Raw genomic sequence first — 15129 nt, forward strand, 5'->3', positions numbered from 1 at the left:
ATCCTATTTATTAAAAAAGGCATCAATCCTTTTATTCAATTGTTTGAGTTCGTAATCAATATGTAGCGGTTTTCCCCTCAGGTGGACAATGTATTCCACCATATCTCTGGTTTGTGCTACGGAATTATGTGATTTGATCGCTAGTTTCTTGATAAATGCCTCATCCAGTCGATCGGTGGTCAGATAATAAGATCTGCGTACTCGTTCCAAAAAGAAATTGATCTTCTTATCTATGATTCCTGTAACATCACCACTTTGAAAATATAAATCACCTATAGTTTTAGTGAATTCCAACGTGCTGTTTTCCAAAGGTTTTACCACAGGCACAGCTCGTTGTTCTCTTTTGGCTTTAAAGATAAAATAAACCAAAATACTGATGATAGTCAGATACCAAGCCCATTTAAGGGCAGGATGGGTGAGAATAAATCTTAAGGGAGAACTTACTACCCTTCTCCCAGATTTACCATAGTCGTCAAAATAAACTGGTCCATCATTCAGATAAGAAAGGACTTCAGACACATATTGTTCTTTGCCTTCCTGAAGCATATAATAATTGGTAAACGCGATGGGGTTGAGGTGATAATATATAGCACCATCACCAATCGGTACTTCAATAAAATTAGCTTGTGGAACGCGACGGGTTTTTGATTTTTCTATAGCTTTCTCTAGTATGCTTTTGGTACTATCGCCCACCTTCTCTTCACCTATCAGTTTTTTGAAATAACCTTCCATAGGTTCAAAAGGTAGCACCTCTCCCAAAACCTTGGTACGGGTGGTGTCATAACTGGTAAAATACCGGTAACTACTGCCCTTAACGTAGATGTAACTACGATTTTCAAAAGATGGATTATTGAGTCTCACCCGAACAGTATCCTGTTCATAATACGCATAAGACCTATTGGATCTTATATTCAAAGAATCGGCCAGCCGTCCGGGAGTACTTTTGCTACTTACAAATACTTTGTTCCCTCTGGACACAAAATCCACTACATCGTCAATTTCAGACTGATCAAAGCCAATATAATTATTGACAAAAACGTAATTAGCACCAGTAGTCGATTCTTGAGATTTAAGAAAAGTTACTGGGTCATCTTCAACACTTTTGACTTCATGCCCGGGAAAAAGTTCGTCCAATTGATCGTAGAATACATAGGCCCCAAATGGTATTTTATCACCGCTGGTATAGCTCTCGGTCCAATTGATTGGTGGTGGAGCGATCAACTCGATCATCATCAATAAGCCGGCAAACCCAAAGATGACATAGAGTAATATTTTGGATTTCTTATTCATTAGGCCGCCATTTTTTTAGATGATTGAACTCACTAACTGCTGTTCGATAAGAGGCTTCATCGATAGGAAACTCACCGTACCATACATGATCGTAGAGGTAAGACACTTTCTTAAATTGATCCCGCATGGCTGGATCGTTCAATTCCCGGTAATAATCAGTGTTGGTTTTCTGAAAATCCCATTCCAATATTCCTTGCTGACTTAAGGCCTTGAGCAATGCCAAATATTGATACCTGATCGCACTTCTATAATTCCCTTCTCTTTCGCTTTGAGCGATAAAGTCAGTAAAATCAATTTCCTCGATATGTGTTTCCTCAATTTCCACACGGCTGGCTGACTTAGGGGTGTGCCCGAATAGCTTTGATGCCGTTTCTTTCCCCAATACACGAACAATCATATAAATCACCCCAATGCCGATTAAGATATAAAAGAGATAAGTGAGTAATTTTACCGTAAGAGGTGATAGTGTAAAACCAAATATATTCTGTAAGCCTTCCAACATCCAACTCATAAAACGACCCAAAAGGTTTTGGCTACTACCCTCAAGTTGTCTATAATTGAAATCGCGACCGCGATATTCCTCATTCAGACCAGGTTCCCATTGGCGAACTTCTAACTTTCTGGTGTCGTACTCCCTTTCCAGCGTATCCACAATCTCGACAGGCTGATGTTCCAACTGGTCGATCAAATCTTCCACCTGTTGAATCTGTGCTTGGCCCCAAAGGCTGCCCAGGCAAAAGAAACATATGAAAGTCCAAGGCCTAAACTTCATCTTTCTGCCCTAATTTTGCGATACGTGATTGAAGGTAAACATTGTACTTTGATTCATGAAGGTTGAAGTAGAGGTACCCCAACATGAGCATAATAAGGAAAAACACCAACGAAGTCGCTATGCTGTTAATGGCATAGAAAAAGAATTCTACAGCCTTGATAAAAATGTTTTCTTGGATTTCTATATTGTCTAGCGCCGAATTATAGGTGAAAACACCAATCATTATGATAGGAACCAATTGAAACAAAAATGATAATAGATATAGTAGTATACTTACAATAAAACTCACCCCTAAGGCTTTCCAAAACTTAGAAAACAACATTTCCCATCCCTTCCCCAATGCTTGCATAGCTCCCGTATCTGGATCATAAGCATAAGCAAACATGCTCATGCCTATCCAGGTAAAATAGACAACAATCAAACCCGGAGTAAGCACGAAAATACCTATTAAAGGCACTATGGCCATAATTACAGCAACGATCATGGTAGGTATCATTCCAATGACACCCACCACCAAGATAAGTATCATACCTAGCAACTTTGGTCTAGCTGCACTGAAAACTTCTCTCGCCTCTGGAGAACCTTTTCGATCTCTCTCGTACAAGCGCAGATATGCACCAGCCAGAGCGGCGTTGAGCACCATCATCAACACCGAGCCTACCAGGCTTAATATCCATGCGTATTCGCTACTTTCAGTGTATAAAGTAGGATCCGTATAGGTACCAGAGGCCAAAGCCATAATACTTGACATACCACTATCGGAAAGATAGTTGGCCAAAAACAACAATATGATCAGGACAAAATTATAAGTGAGAAAAACCGTAAAGATGTTTTTGTGGTCTCCCTTCAAAAAATCAAAATAAGCCGTGATCACTCCACCAAAATCTCTACGTAGCCTCGGCTCTATGTAATGCTTCATATTTTCTTTTAACTAATTGGGGGTAAATCCCATAATACCAGATGATCAAGGCCGCACTCGCAATAACGATCAGCCAATTGAGCACTGCGGGCATAAACGCATATCTGGTTACAAAACCTTCAATAAAACCTGCAATGATAAACAATGGAATGGTACTGACCATAACTTTTAATCCTGCCTTTACTCCACGCACAAATGAATATTTACGTTCATAGGTTCCAGGGAAGAGAAGACTATTCCCTAAAATAATTCCTGCGGCTCCACAAACCACAATTATACTTAATTCGATGGTCCCATGAAGCATTATCACTCGCCAGGCGTCCAAAGTCACCCCTTCTTTATAAAACATAGTAAAAAAAGCGCCTACCATGATACCATTGCTGGTAATGACCCACAAACTCCCTAAGGAAGTGAGGATACCCATCGCAAAACAAAACATACCCACACGAATATTGTTCAATGTAATATCCAGAAACATTCCCCCTTGCCCACTCGTTTGGTAAACCGCGGTTGGATTTCCTTCTTCGATTTTGTCCAAAGTCCAATTGACGTAGTCATCTCCCAATATCAGCCGTACAAAACTATCATCGTACAGCGTACTGACCGTACCTATTCCCACAGCAACAAAGAAAACAAGGATTGCAAAAAGGAATTCGCGCTGATAATTTGAAAAGAACAACGGAAAGTCCATGGCAAAGAACCTAAGGATACTATTTCCATTCTCTTTTTTATTGATATAAATTTTTTGATGGGCCTGGGTGGCTAGCGAATTTAAATAACGTAGGGTATTCGAATTCTGATAGTAAGTCTGGGCAAAGGCCAGGTCATTGGTCAAATGGATGTATAAGTCAGACAAGTGATCTGGATTAATTTTTGAATTTGCATCCAAGGCTTTTTCAAAAGCTATCCATTTTTCTTTATTTTGCCTGACGAAAGCAGCCTCGCGCATGAGCTCTTTTTTGGGTAAAGATATAAACTTACGACACTATGTCCAATACGGCAATCAATACAGCGCAAAATGTAAATATAGAATATGAATATGCAGGCTTGAGCCAGCGTGTTTTGGCTTTTATTCTGGACCTGGCCATCCTATTTGTTTATATTTTGATTCTCAACAACACAGTTTTTAAAGCTGCGTCCTACATCGATCCAAACAACGTCTTTGGGCTAGAACAATTATCCCTATTACCTATCTTTTGCTATACACTGTTTATGCATTTGATCTTTGACGGTCGTACCGTCGGGAAGTTCATCATGGGAATCAAAGTAGTCAAAGAAGATGGATCTCCTGCTCGCTGGTCAGATTTTATTGTGCGATGGATTTTCAGATTGATCGATTTGTGGCTCTTTACATTCACGATAGGTACTGTATCCATTCTTTTTTCAGACCGTAAACAACGACTAGGTGACATGGGAGCCAAAACAGTGGTTATCAATGTGCGCAAAAGCACCCGGATCTCCCATACAATCTTGGAGGAATTGGATACTAATTACCAACCTCAATTTTCTGGGGTGCATCTATTTACGGACCAAGAAATCAATGAAATCAAAGATATTTACAGGTTGGCCGGAGAAAGCAGGGACTACTTGACCTTGCGTATGCTGCGCAATAAGGTGGAGGAATTGCTTCAGGTAAAATCGGATTTAAGAGACGGTATATTTATTCGCACCGTTTTGAAGGATTACACCTATCTAACCCAGGGCCAATGACCTATATCGACATCATTGATTTACTAGGTACCATTGCTTTTGCCATCTCAGGTGCTTTGGCGGCCTTTTCCAAAAGACTGGATCCGTTTGGTATCGTGATCATTGCCTTTGTAACTGCCGCGGGTGGAGGAACATTACGGGACGTCCTGATTGGAGCAGAACCAGTCTCTTGGATGAAAAACATGAACCTGGTCTATACTATTTTGATCTGTGTATTTATCACCTTCTTTTTACGCAAGCAATTATTAAAATTACGCCGCACACTCTTTTTGTTTGATGCGATTGGTATAGGCTTATATACTGTGGTAGGAATTGAAATGGGTCTGGCCGCCGGACTTCATCCTGTGATTTGCGTTACTCTGGGTTGTATCACTGCTTGCTTTGGCGGTGTAATCAGAGATATCTTGGTCAATGAGATCCCTGTGATTTTTAGAAAGAATATATACGCTACCGCCTGTATTTTGGGCGGTGGGGTTTATTTTATGTTGAGGCGATTGGGGATAGATGACAATTGGGTTTTTACGATCTCTGGATTTTGCGTGATTGCCTTTAGGATATTGGCAGTAGTGTTTAAAATTAAATTGCCTTCCCCCTATTCTCGTGCAGAGTTGGAGGAAACAGATTCTTGATCACAGAGGAGAAATTGGGTGGTATACGCTTTCGCGAAAGCGTTATTACCTGAGGTTATCAGAAGTAAAGTCTGCGTCTGTTCCACACCTGCCTTTACGAAAGTCTTGTGTAAAAATTGGATCTACTCCTTACCTGCACGGAATAAGTAGTCTTTTTCGGCTTTGGAAAGTGATTCATAACCACTCGCTGAAATCTTGTCCAAAATAGCATCTAGTTTAGCCTGATCTGTTTTAGGCGTTGAAGCTTTATTTCGCTGTTTACGATTTTTATAGACCGTCTTCATGTTGGAGGAACTGGACCTTGACTTGGACCTAGGTTTGAACAAATTGGCAAAAAAATCACCTACTTTGGCCATTCCCTCAAGTAAATCTATACCGTCCTTCATACGTATGGCAGTATAAAATCCAACTGCGGCCCCAGCCAAATGGGCTAAACTTGCCCCAGCTTCAAATTGAGTAAACAATCCCACAATATTTACCGCTACCAAAAAATAACCAATATATTTCAATTTGATATTGACAAAAAGCAATCGATATTCTGATTCTTTGAAGTAGGTGCAGGCAAACAACATCAAGGCAAAAACACCACCACTGGCACCGATGGCAATACCGCTTCCAAAGTAAAAATTCATCAATCCAGTGGACAATGTAAAGGATAGACCTCCCGCCAACACTCCCAAAAAGAATAAAGTCAGGAATTGCCTTCCTTTAAATAGGTTAAGAATATATCTTCCCGCAATAAAAATACCGAAAGCATTTCCTATAAAATGCCATAGACTTCCATGTACAAAAGCATGGGTAATATAACTCCACGGCTGTAAAAGTGGAGGAACAAAACCAGATGGTAAAACCAACTGTAAATAAGCTCGAAGATAAACCAACCCAATCAACCAGGCCAATATACTGGTACCTGCCAGAACAGTAATCAATTTACCGGCGGTGTCAAAGGTTTGAAATTTAGATTTTATTTGGTCCACAAAGTTCATATCAGTCTATTCTGTATCGATCCATATCGTTTCTTTTCCAATACCAGATCATGATAAAACCTACAATCGCACCACCTAAATGAGCGAGATGTCCCGTTCCGGGTGTGGAGGCAATCACGCCAGTAGAAGCCAACAATTCCCTTAAGATATAGAAACCAATCAAGTATTTTACTTTGATGGGAAAAGGAATAAATAACAGGTACATTGACCTATTGGGAAACAAATACATAAAGGCGGCCATTACACCAAAAATTGCACCACTGGCTCCCACTGATGGGGTCCAATAGTCTTGCACATTGGGGTGAATAAGTCGTTTATCGGCATAGCCCTGAGCAATAGCGCTCATGCTCCAGTCTTGTGCCAATAATTCGTTGATGGCCATCTGATATTGCACATATTCAATTCCCGCTACCAATACAAAAGCACCTAATCCACAGGAGAGATAAAAGAATAGAAAACGATTAGATCCCATCCAGCGTTCAATCTCAGGCCCCAAAAAAAACAACCACAACATATTAAACAAAATGTGACTGATATCGTAAGCACTGTGCATAAACATATGCGTCAAGGGCTGCCAAATCCTGAAATTGGGGTTTTCAACAAACCATAAAGCCATCGTATCATATAATCCCGGCGCCAAAAAAACCGTACCCACATACATTGCTGCGTTGAGGATAAGAAGGTTTTTCACCATGGGGGAAATCTGAATATTCATTTAATCAAATTTTGAGTTGAGTTGGTCCCCAGAGAGTTTTATAAAAATCTTTTTGCCGGCCGCGGTTAGCGTGGGTTCCTTGCAAGCAAAAAGCTCGTCCACCATATGATGCATAGCCTCTCCGCTAAGTTGTTCACCCGTCTTTATACTCATACCACTGGCGATGGATTGAGCGAGACTATCTACACTGGAGTATCGCTGCTCTGGCAATTGCTGTTGTTCATTGGAAACGATTGCATCAATCACCTGAGGCACATCCTTTTCCTTGAGTTCAAGGGGAAGCCCTTCCATCTCCACCACATTATGTTCCAGGCTTTTGAATAAAAAACCTGTATGTTCAAGATCGGCTTGCAAGTGCTTGAGAATCTCCACCTCTTCTTGAGGAAGGTTTAACTTAATGGGAAATAGCAACTGCTGGCTTACTCCGTTTTGAACTGTTAGTTGGCGCAGTAGTTTTTCATATAAGATTCGTTCATGTGCACGTTGCTGATTGATGACCAACAAGCCGCTTTGTAAGGCGCTAATGATAAACTTCCGCTGAAGTTGAAAGATATGCCGCTGTTCTCCTTCTTGTTGATCAAATAACTCTCCGGTACGTCCATCTCTATCGGTTTCATCGGTGAGTCTACTTGTATCAGGTTCCAGATCCGTATATAAAGCCTCCCATGGTTGTGGATTAGTTGAGCTAAAATTCTTCGCTCGGGAACCTGATCCGGGCTTTGGAGAGGTTTCTTGAAACGGATTAAAATCTGGATCTACTTCTATTTTTGGTACTGCTGCGATGCCTCTTTTGGCCAGATCATAAGGCACATCATATTGTTGTTCTTGATTAAAATCAATGGAATTGACGCTGAATTGGCCTAGCGCATGCTTAACCGTTGCCCTCAGAATTGCATACAAACTGTGCTCATCGTCAAATTTGACTTCGGTTTTGGTGGGGTGAATATTAATATCTACAGTATCCGGCGGAACCTCAAAATAGAGAAAGTAAGATGGATTGGCCTTATCCTTCAAGAGCCCCTCAAATGCGCTGGAAACAGCATGATGCAAATAGTTGTGCTTGATAAAACGACCGTTAACAAAAAAATATTGGAGTCCGCGAGTCTTTCTGGCAAATTCAGGTTTTCCGATAAAACCTTTGATATTCATCAGTTCCGTCTCTTCTTCTACCGGCACCAACTTCTCATTGGTTTTGGCACCCATGATAGCAACGATACGTTGTCGGTGATTCCCGGGTTGTAACGTAAAAAGTGGAGTGTCGTTGTGTGTAAAACTCATCGATACATCTGGATGTACCATGGCGACCCGGTGAAATTCATCAGTTATATTGCGCAGTTCCACTTGATCCGATTTCAGAAATTTTCTTCTGGCGGGAATATTGTAGAATAAATTGCGCACACTTACCATCGTCCCTTTAGAGGTTACTACCGGTTCCTGACGCAGCACTTTACTCCCTTCAATTTCCAGCTCGCTCCCTAAATCATCTTCTTCACGTTTGGATTTGACGCTGACCTGGGCAACCGCAGCTACTGAGGCAAGCGCTTCTCCTCTAAAACCTTTGGTATGGAGGTTGAAAAGATCATCTGCAGAAGAAATTTTGGAAGTAGCATGTCTTTCAAAAGACATTCTTAAATCGGTGGAACTCATACCATTTCCATTATCGATAACCTGCACCAGCGTCTTTCCGGCATCCCTTACCACTAATTGGATTTGGGTAGCACCTGCATCAATGGAATTTTCAAGAAGTTCTTTAACCACACTGGCCGGACGCTGCACAACTTCGCCTGCAGCAATCTGGTTGGCCACATGATCAGGTAAGAGTTTTATAACATCTGACATGAAGTCAATTAGAATCTAAAAATACTTAAATCAAAGTCTATCAACCAGAGGAACACAAGCACCAGAATGGCGATAATAATATAAATACGCTTTTTGACCACGGCATCACTTCCTTGTTTAAGGTCATTCATGGCGTTGTTGAATTTACCTTTCAGTCCAACCGTACTGACCGTGGTCCTATGGTCATCAAATTTGTGTTTGATTTGAAAGGGCTTATCGCCAGTCTCATTGTTATAATAACGAGGCTGGTAATCGTATTTCTTGTTTTTCCTGCGGCTTAAAATCCCCATAATATCTGGTCTTCTACAAAGTTAAAAAATCCTTTTCCAACTAGATGCAAAGATTATACCTAGATTAACAAAGTTGTCAACGCAGCTCAATTACTGGTGGTTACTATTTGAATGTTTCACATAAAAATGCCAATCAAAAGAAACTTTATCATATCAAACTCCACCTATAGAAGTTTATAACTTATTGATTTTCAATAGGGCTTAGAAAAACTCAGACGGGCAAGATGAATGGTATATGAACCTATTGGATCACCTCTTGATTTTTACGCTGAAGACCAATAAGATTATGACTGGTACATTTTGTCCCTTAGTTCCTTGATTTTTTTATCATCCATATACTCTTCAAAAGTGGTATAACGGTCAATCACTCCATTGGGCGTCAACTCAATTACTCGGTTACCCACTGTTTGCGCAAACTGGTGATCATGAGTAGTAAGCAGGACGGTTCCTTTAAAATTTTTCAGACTGTTGTTAAAAGCCTGTATAGATTCAAGATCCAGGTGGTTGGTAGGTTCATCAACCATCAATACATTGGCGCGCTTCATCATCATACGAGAAAGCATACAACGTACTTTTTCACCTCCAGAAAGAACACGGGCACTTTTTAATGCTTCTTCCCCAGAAAATATCATTTTACCCAAAAAACCTCGTAAGAATACTTCTTCCCGCTCTTCCTCGGTTTGGGCGTATTGCCTTAACCAATCCACCAGATTCAGATCTACGTCAAAAAATTCTGAGTTGTCCACAGGCAGGTAACTCTGAATGGTAGTAATACCCCAGTCAAATTTCCCAGCATCTGCCTTAGCTCGATCATTGATGATTTCGTAGAACAAAGTAGTCGCACGAGAATCCCTGGAGAATAAAACCACTTTATCGCCTTTGGCCAGGTTGATGTCCACATCTTTGAATAATACTTCGCCATCAACAGAACCGGCAAGTTTCTCAACATTTAGGATCTGATCACCTGCCTCTCGGTCACGTTCAAAAATAATCGCTGGATAACGACGTGAAGAAGGCTTGATTTCAGAAATATCCAGTTTCTCAATCATTTTCTTTCGGGAAGTGGCTTGCTTAGATTTGGCTACGTTTGCACTAAATCTGGCGATAAATTCCTGCAGCTCTTTCTTTTTCTCTTCAGCTTTTTTATTGGCTTGCTGGCGTTGTCTAGCGGCCAGTTGAGAGGATTCATACCAAAACGTGTAATTCCCACTATATTGATTGATTTTCCCAAAGTCGATGTCGGCAATATTGGTACAAACAGCATCCAAAAAGTGCCTGTCGTGTGAAACCACGATGACGGTATTGTCATAATTGGCCAAAAAGTTTTCCAACCAGTTGATGGTTTCATAATCCAGGTCATTGGTCGGCTCGTCCATGACCAATACATCTGGATTTCCAAAAAGAGCCTGGGCCAATAACACCCTAACCTTGAGCTTGCTATCCATATCAGCCATTAACGCGGCGTGATATTCTTCACTGATTCCTAAATTGGATAAAAGAGAGGCAGCGCTGGCATCTGCATTCCAACCATCCATTTCCTCAAACTTTACTTGTAGTTCGCCAATTTTATCAGCATTCTCATCAGAATAATCTGCATAAAGTGCATCAATTTCCGTCTTGAGTTCATACAGGGGTTTGTTCCCTTTTAGCACAGTTTCTAATACCGTGTCCTCATCATGGGCATTGTGGTTTTGCTCCAAGACAGACATACGTTTACCTGCTTCCAGGTGTACATGTCCACTGGTAGGGTCCATCTGACCAGTAAGGACTTTGAGAAAAGTAGATTTTCCAGCGCCATTGGCACCAATAATTCCATAGCAACTGCTCCCACCAAACTTAGCATTGACTTCATCAAAAAGGACGCGTTTACCAAATTGTACAGAAAGGTTTGAAACCGTAAGCATATTTGTGATTTTAAGCCTGCAAAAGTACTCAATCCCATGGGTTCTCCACGAATTTCCTTGCATGAATTTAACTTGCCATTAACGCTACCCAGCCGGCAATAGTCATTTTTTTGTGAAGTCGAACAATTTTGTGACTTATGATTGATGTGTTTCCGCTTTCGCGAAAGCGTACCTACCACAACTTGATCATCTATTTGATCTCATTGCTAACGCTGACCTTGGTATCTTGTGGAAAGGACCAGTCAGATGTCACCCATATCTCAGGAAAGATCATCAACTCCAAGGCAAAAACTGTGGTCTTCCGTGATTTTCAGGAGCTTAACGACACCATTCAAGTAGATTCTACCGGACATTTTAAACTGCAGTTAAACAAAATTAAACCAGGCCTTTACACTTTCCTTCATTCGGGAGAATATCAGTCAATCTACCTTGAACCAGGCGATAGTATAATGATGAGGTTCAACACCAAAGCTTTTGACGAATCACTGGCTTTTACCGGATCACATTCCCAAGAAAACAACTATATGATCAACCTGTTTATCGAGATGGAACAGGACAATAAATTCATACGGTCGCAGTATTACAAGGAGCCATCGCAGTTCAAAAAAACGATGGACAGCCTGACCAACAGAAGGATCAATAAATTAGACAAGACGGCAACGGACAAGAATTTTGAAGAAACATTTTACCAGGCCCTGGAGAAAGCCATACATCTTAACGCTTATTCTCACCTGGAACGTTACCCGTACAGTCACTACGGTAAACGGAACATCTTACAGAGTGAATCGCTTCCAACGGCCTTTTTTGCTCACAGGGAACAAGTCAACCTCAAAGACCCATACATGTTGAACAACTATGCCTATCGACCTTATGTGCAATCGCTGGTGGCCAATATTGCCCTGGTCAATTGCGCCAAAAAACAAGGCAATGGTCAATTGGTCGATCGCAACGGGTATGAATACAGACATGAAAAGCTCAATGTAATTGATAGTCTATTTAATTCACAGGAATTTAAACAGCAATTTGCCAGCGCTGAAGTGCGCAATTTTATCCGAAACAGCAAAAATGCCACAGAGGTCAATCAGCTGGTAAGCCAATTTGTAAGCATGTCGACCTCAGACAGTCTGAATCGCAATATTACCAGTATGGCTGCGACCTATGTCAATCTAAATCCTGGCAATAAATTACCTGACTTTAAATTATTGAATACCAGCCGGGACACCACACAAATTTCTGATCAGATCGAAAAATTAAGTGTGTTATTCTACTGGTCCAACAAGGATGAATCTTACGCACTACGAGTACATAATAAAGTGCGGGACTTGAGGGGAAAATATCCTGAAATCGAATTTATTGGTATTAATCTGGATGATCCCAAAAATACCTTATGGCAGGATGCCAACGATCGTTTTAAATTCAATCCCAACCACGAATTTCAAATTCTAAACACTGAGTCCATCATCTCTCAATTGGCTTTGCGCAACAACAATCGCAGTATGGTGGTGAGACCGGGATTGATCATCGTGGATCCCAGCATCAATCTGTTTCATTATAAAATTGAAACCACTTTATTAGGATATCTCAGTCTATAAAAAAAACTTCAGTATTATTTTTCCATCCTTAAGAGGAGAATAAATAACACTGAAGGATTCATCACATTGAGTTACCAGGTTCCCCTAGCTGTTCCCTTTCTTGTAGTCTGCCAAAAACTTGGCCAGCCCTATATCTGTCAACGGGTGTTTAAGCAAACCATCTATTGAAGACAATGGTCCTGTCATGACATCTGCGCCCAATTTTGCACATTCGATTACATGCATGGTGTGCCTCACTGAAGCGGCCAGAATTTCAGTCTCAAAACCGTAATTATCATAGATCATTCTGATCTCGGCGATCAGGTTTAATCCGTCGGTACTGATATCATCTAATCTACCTATAAATGGTGAAACATAAGTAGCTCCGGCCTTGGCTGCTAGCAGTGCCTGACCTGGACTAAAGACCAATGTCACGTTGGTTTTAACACCCTTATCACTGAAATATTTACATGCTTTTACACCATCCTTAATCATAGGTAGTTTGACCACGATTTGGTCATTAAGTGCTGCAAGAGCCTCACCTTCCTTGACCATACCTTCAAAATCGGTAGAAATCACCTCGGCACTGACATGACCATCGACCAAGTCACATATTTTTTTGTAATGATCAATAATATTTTGCTCGCCTGTGATGCCTTCTTTGGCCATAAGCGATGGATTGGTAGTTACACCATCCAGAACTCCCATATCCTGGGCTTCTGCGATTTGATCCAAATTTGCGGTATCAATAAAAAATTTCATGGGGTTATAAGTTTTGAACTATTGGAAAAATAGACTACAAAAATCCAACATAGCGGAGAATATCAACTATTTTTAACCTTCAAGATATGATAACTTTTTAACAGGCAGCAAATTTCCCTTATCTACCTGGTATCTGGTTCATTTCAACAATCATAATTTGTCATGAGATCGTACCTTGTCGCCACAAACCCCTTTAAAACTATGGAAATTACTTGGTCGCATTTTACGGAAAAGATTGAGCTTCTCCCAGAAGTCGCTATCGGAACGCTGATAGTGTACATTGCCATTATCGCCTATACCCGTATTTTTGGCTTAAAGAGCCTGAGCAAAATGACTGGCTTTGACTTTCTCAACACAGTGGCCATTGGAAATCTACTGGCCATGAGCGCAGCAACGAGTTCGCCTTCCCTATTTGTGGGAGCTATTTTAATCGGACTCTTATACCTTATCAACTATTTGGTGTCGGTGATAATGGTGAAAAGTCAGTCAGCACAACAATTATTAGACAACTCCCCTATTTTATTGATGAAAGATGGCAACTTGCTGGAAGACAATATCAAAAAATCCAAGATTACTATGGATGAGTTGAGGGGGAAATTGCGAGAGGCTAATGTGATACAACTCAGCGAGGTAAAAGCCGTGGTATTTGAAACGACTGGCGATATAAGCGTTTTACATACCGACCAACCCAAAGAATTGGATTCATTTATCATGAAAGACGTAAAAGAATAGTTAATGAGTTTACTTTATCTGATTTTAGGATTGGTTTTTTTAGTAGTCGGTGGTGAATTTTTGGTACGTTCATCAGTGGGACTGTCGTTAAAACTTCATTTATCGAGGATGATCATTGGACTGACCGTAGTTTCTTTCGCCACGAGCGCACCTGAACTCATTGTTAGTATAAATGCGGCCTTGGATGGGTCTTCTGGTATTGCGTTAGGTAATGTTATCGGATCAAATATTGCAAATATAGCCTTGGTATTGGGGGTGACGGCCTTGATGGCTCCGTTGATGATTGACAAAGATTTCTTCAAGTTCAATTGGCCCTGGATGATGCTGTTTTCTTTTGCGCTCTTAGGTATACTATATTATGGTAAGAATATTGAACGGTGGGAAGGCGTGATCCTGCTTGTATTATTAGTTGTATTCCTGGTATTGCTGATCAGAAGAGCCAGAAACCGTCCAGAGGCGGTTAGTATGGATGAAGAATTGAACGAATCCAAATGGTGGAAAATCATTATGTACCTGATCTTGGGTGGAGCCGCATTGTGGATAGGTTCAGAATTATTGGTAACAGGTGCAGTGGATATCGCAACCAGTCTATCCATTCCAGAAAGTATTATTGCAGTATCTATGGTTGCTGTAGGGACTTCCATACCTGAACTGGCGGCTTCAATTATTGCAGCTTTGAAAAAGGAAAAGGCAATTTCTTTGGGGAACCTGATAGGCTCCAATATATTTAATATTGGGTCAGTATTGGGTATCACTGCGTTGCTTCAACCTATACAAATGGATGTAAGCAATGAGGCGCTGCTCAATAATGATATATGGTGGATGTTGGGTTTTTCTGCCATTCTACTACCCTTGGCGTTTTTTCCCAAACGCTATGAATTAAACAGATTGAAAGGGGCATTTTTACTGGCTGGGTATGTTTTTTTCATTTACATCATCTTTCAGACCCTGTAATTTTTAGGGGTTATCCACAAATAAGATGATCTTGTTCATATTTTACCATCAAAAAT

At 40.7% G+C, this 15129-nt stretch carries 15 protein-coding genes; 5 read left to right on the forward strand and 10 right to left on the reverse strand.

Annotated elements, in window-relative coordinates:
- Window positions 1-3 precede the first annotated feature (3 nt).
- From EGM47_RS05375 to EGM47_RS05390, 4 genes are read right to left on the reverse strand one after another with little or no spacing between them, the layout of a single operon-like run.
- Window positions 4-1290 (reverse strand): DUF4350 domain-containing protein, encoded by a 1287-nt coding sequence (locus EGM47_RS05375; protein WP_124979774.1) that lies wholly within the window; start codon window positions 1288-1290, stop codon window positions 4-6.
- A complete protein-coding gene (locus EGM47_RS05380) occupies window positions 1283-2062 on the reverse strand; it encodes a DUF4129 domain-containing protein (RefSeq protein WP_124979775.1) in 780 nt (259 codons plus the stop codon). Before EGM47_RS05380 ends, EGM47_RS05375 begins: the two co-directional genes overlap by 8 nt.
- A complete protein-coding gene (locus EGM47_RS05385) occupies window positions 2052-2981 on the reverse strand; it encodes a hypothetical protein (protein ID WP_124979776.1) in 930 nt (309 codons plus the stop codon). Before EGM47_RS05385 ends, EGM47_RS05380 begins: the two co-directional genes overlap by 11 nt.
- Window positions 2950-3930: a stage II sporulation protein M gene (locus EGM47_RS05390; protein WP_124979777.1), complete on the reverse strand. Its 981-nt coding sequence runs from the start codon at window positions 3928-3930 to the stop codon at window positions 2950-2952. The genes EGM47_RS05385 and EGM47_RS05390 overlap by 32 nt, the downstream gene beginning before the upstream one ends.
- A 38-nt stretch (window positions 3931-3968) precedes the next feature.
- Between EGM47_RS05390 and EGM47_RS05395 the strand changes: the two genes are divergently transcribed.
- Together EGM47_RS05395 and EGM47_RS05400 are read left to right on the forward strand one after the other, a co-directional pair.
- Window positions 3969-4691, forward strand: a complete 723-nt coding sequence (locus EGM47_RS05395) for an RDD family protein (protein WP_124979778.1) — start codon at window positions 3969-3971, stop codon at window positions 4689-4691.
- Window positions 4688-5320 (forward strand): trimeric intracellular cation channel family protein, encoded by a 633-nt coding sequence (locus tag EGM47_RS05400; protein WP_124979779.1) that lies wholly within the window; start codon window positions 4688-4690, stop codon window positions 5318-5320. The genes EGM47_RS05395 and EGM47_RS05400 overlap by 4 nt, the downstream gene beginning before the upstream one ends.
- A gap of 122 nt (window positions 5321-5442) precedes the next feature.
- Here EGM47_RS05400 and EGM47_RS05405 read toward each other — a convergent pair whose 3' ends face one another.
- The 5 genes from EGM47_RS05405 to EGM47_RS05425 form a co-directional block, all read right to left on the reverse strand.
- The gene (locus tag EGM47_RS05405) at window positions 5443-6306 is read right to left on the reverse strand and encodes a rhomboid family intramembrane serine protease (RefSeq protein WP_124979780.1); all 864 of its coding nucleotides are present in this window, start codon (window positions 6304-6306) and stop codon (window positions 5443-5445) included.
- Window position 6307: 1 nt separating this feature from the next.
- The gene (locus EGM47_RS05410; RefSeq protein ID WP_124979781.1) at window positions 6308-7021 is read right to left on the reverse strand and encodes a rhomboid family intramembrane serine protease; all 714 of its coding nucleotides are present in this window, start codon (window positions 7019-7021) and stop codon (window positions 6308-6310) included.
- Window positions 7022-8860, reverse strand: a complete 1839-nt coding sequence (gene mutL, locus EGM47_RS05415; RefSeq protein WP_124979782.1) for a DNA mismatch repair endonuclease MutL — start codon at window positions 8858-8860, stop codon at window positions 7022-7024.
- 8 nt (window positions 8861-8868) lie between these two features.
- Window positions 8869-9150: a riboflavin synthase subunit beta gene (locus tag EGM47_RS05420; RefSeq protein WP_124979783.1), complete on the reverse strand. Its 282-nt coding sequence runs from the start codon at window positions 9148-9150 to the stop codon at window positions 8869-8871.
- 284 nt (window positions 9151-9434) lie between these two features.
- A complete protein-coding gene (locus tag EGM47_RS05425) occupies window positions 9435-11054 on the reverse strand; it encodes an ABC-F family ATP-binding cassette domain-containing protein (protein ID WP_124979784.1) in 1620 nt (539 codons plus the stop codon).
- A gap of 137 nt (window positions 11055-11191) precedes the next feature.
- Here EGM47_RS05425 and EGM47_RS05430 point away from each other — a divergent pair, with 137 nt between their 5' ends.
- Window positions 11192-12646 carry a redoxin domain-containing protein gene (locus tag EGM47_RS05430; protein WP_124979785.1) on the forward strand — a complete coding sequence of 485 codons (1455 nt, stop codon included), beginning with the start codon at window positions 11192-11194 and terminating at the stop codon, window positions 12644-12646.
- A gap of 84 nt (window positions 12647-12730) precedes the next feature.
- Here EGM47_RS05430 and fsa read toward each other — a convergent pair whose 3' ends face one another.
- A complete protein-coding gene (gene fsa, locus EGM47_RS05435) occupies window positions 12731-13387 on the reverse strand; it encodes a fructose-6-phosphate aldolase (protein ID WP_124979786.1) in 657 nt (218 codons plus the stop codon).
- A 201-nt stretch (window positions 13388-13588) separates the two neighbouring features.
- Here fsa and EGM47_RS05440 point away from each other — a divergent pair, with 201 nt between their 5' ends.
- Window positions 13589-14119, forward strand: a complete 531-nt coding sequence (locus EGM47_RS05440) for a DUF421 domain-containing protein (protein ID WP_240642297.1) — start codon at window positions 13589-13591, stop codon at window positions 14117-14119.
- A 3-nt stretch (window positions 14120-14122) separates the two neighbouring features.
- Entirely contained in the window at window positions 14123-15073 is a 951-nt protein-coding gene (locus tag EGM47_RS05445) for a calcium/sodium antiporter (protein ID WP_124979787.1), read from the forward strand.
- Window positions 15074-15129: the final 56 nt, after the last annotated feature.

This window comes from Nonlabens xiamenensis (assembly GCF_003865345.1).
GTDB lineage: Bacteria > Bacteroidota > Bacteroidia > Flavobacteriales > Flavobacteriaceae > Nonlabens > Nonlabens xiamenensis.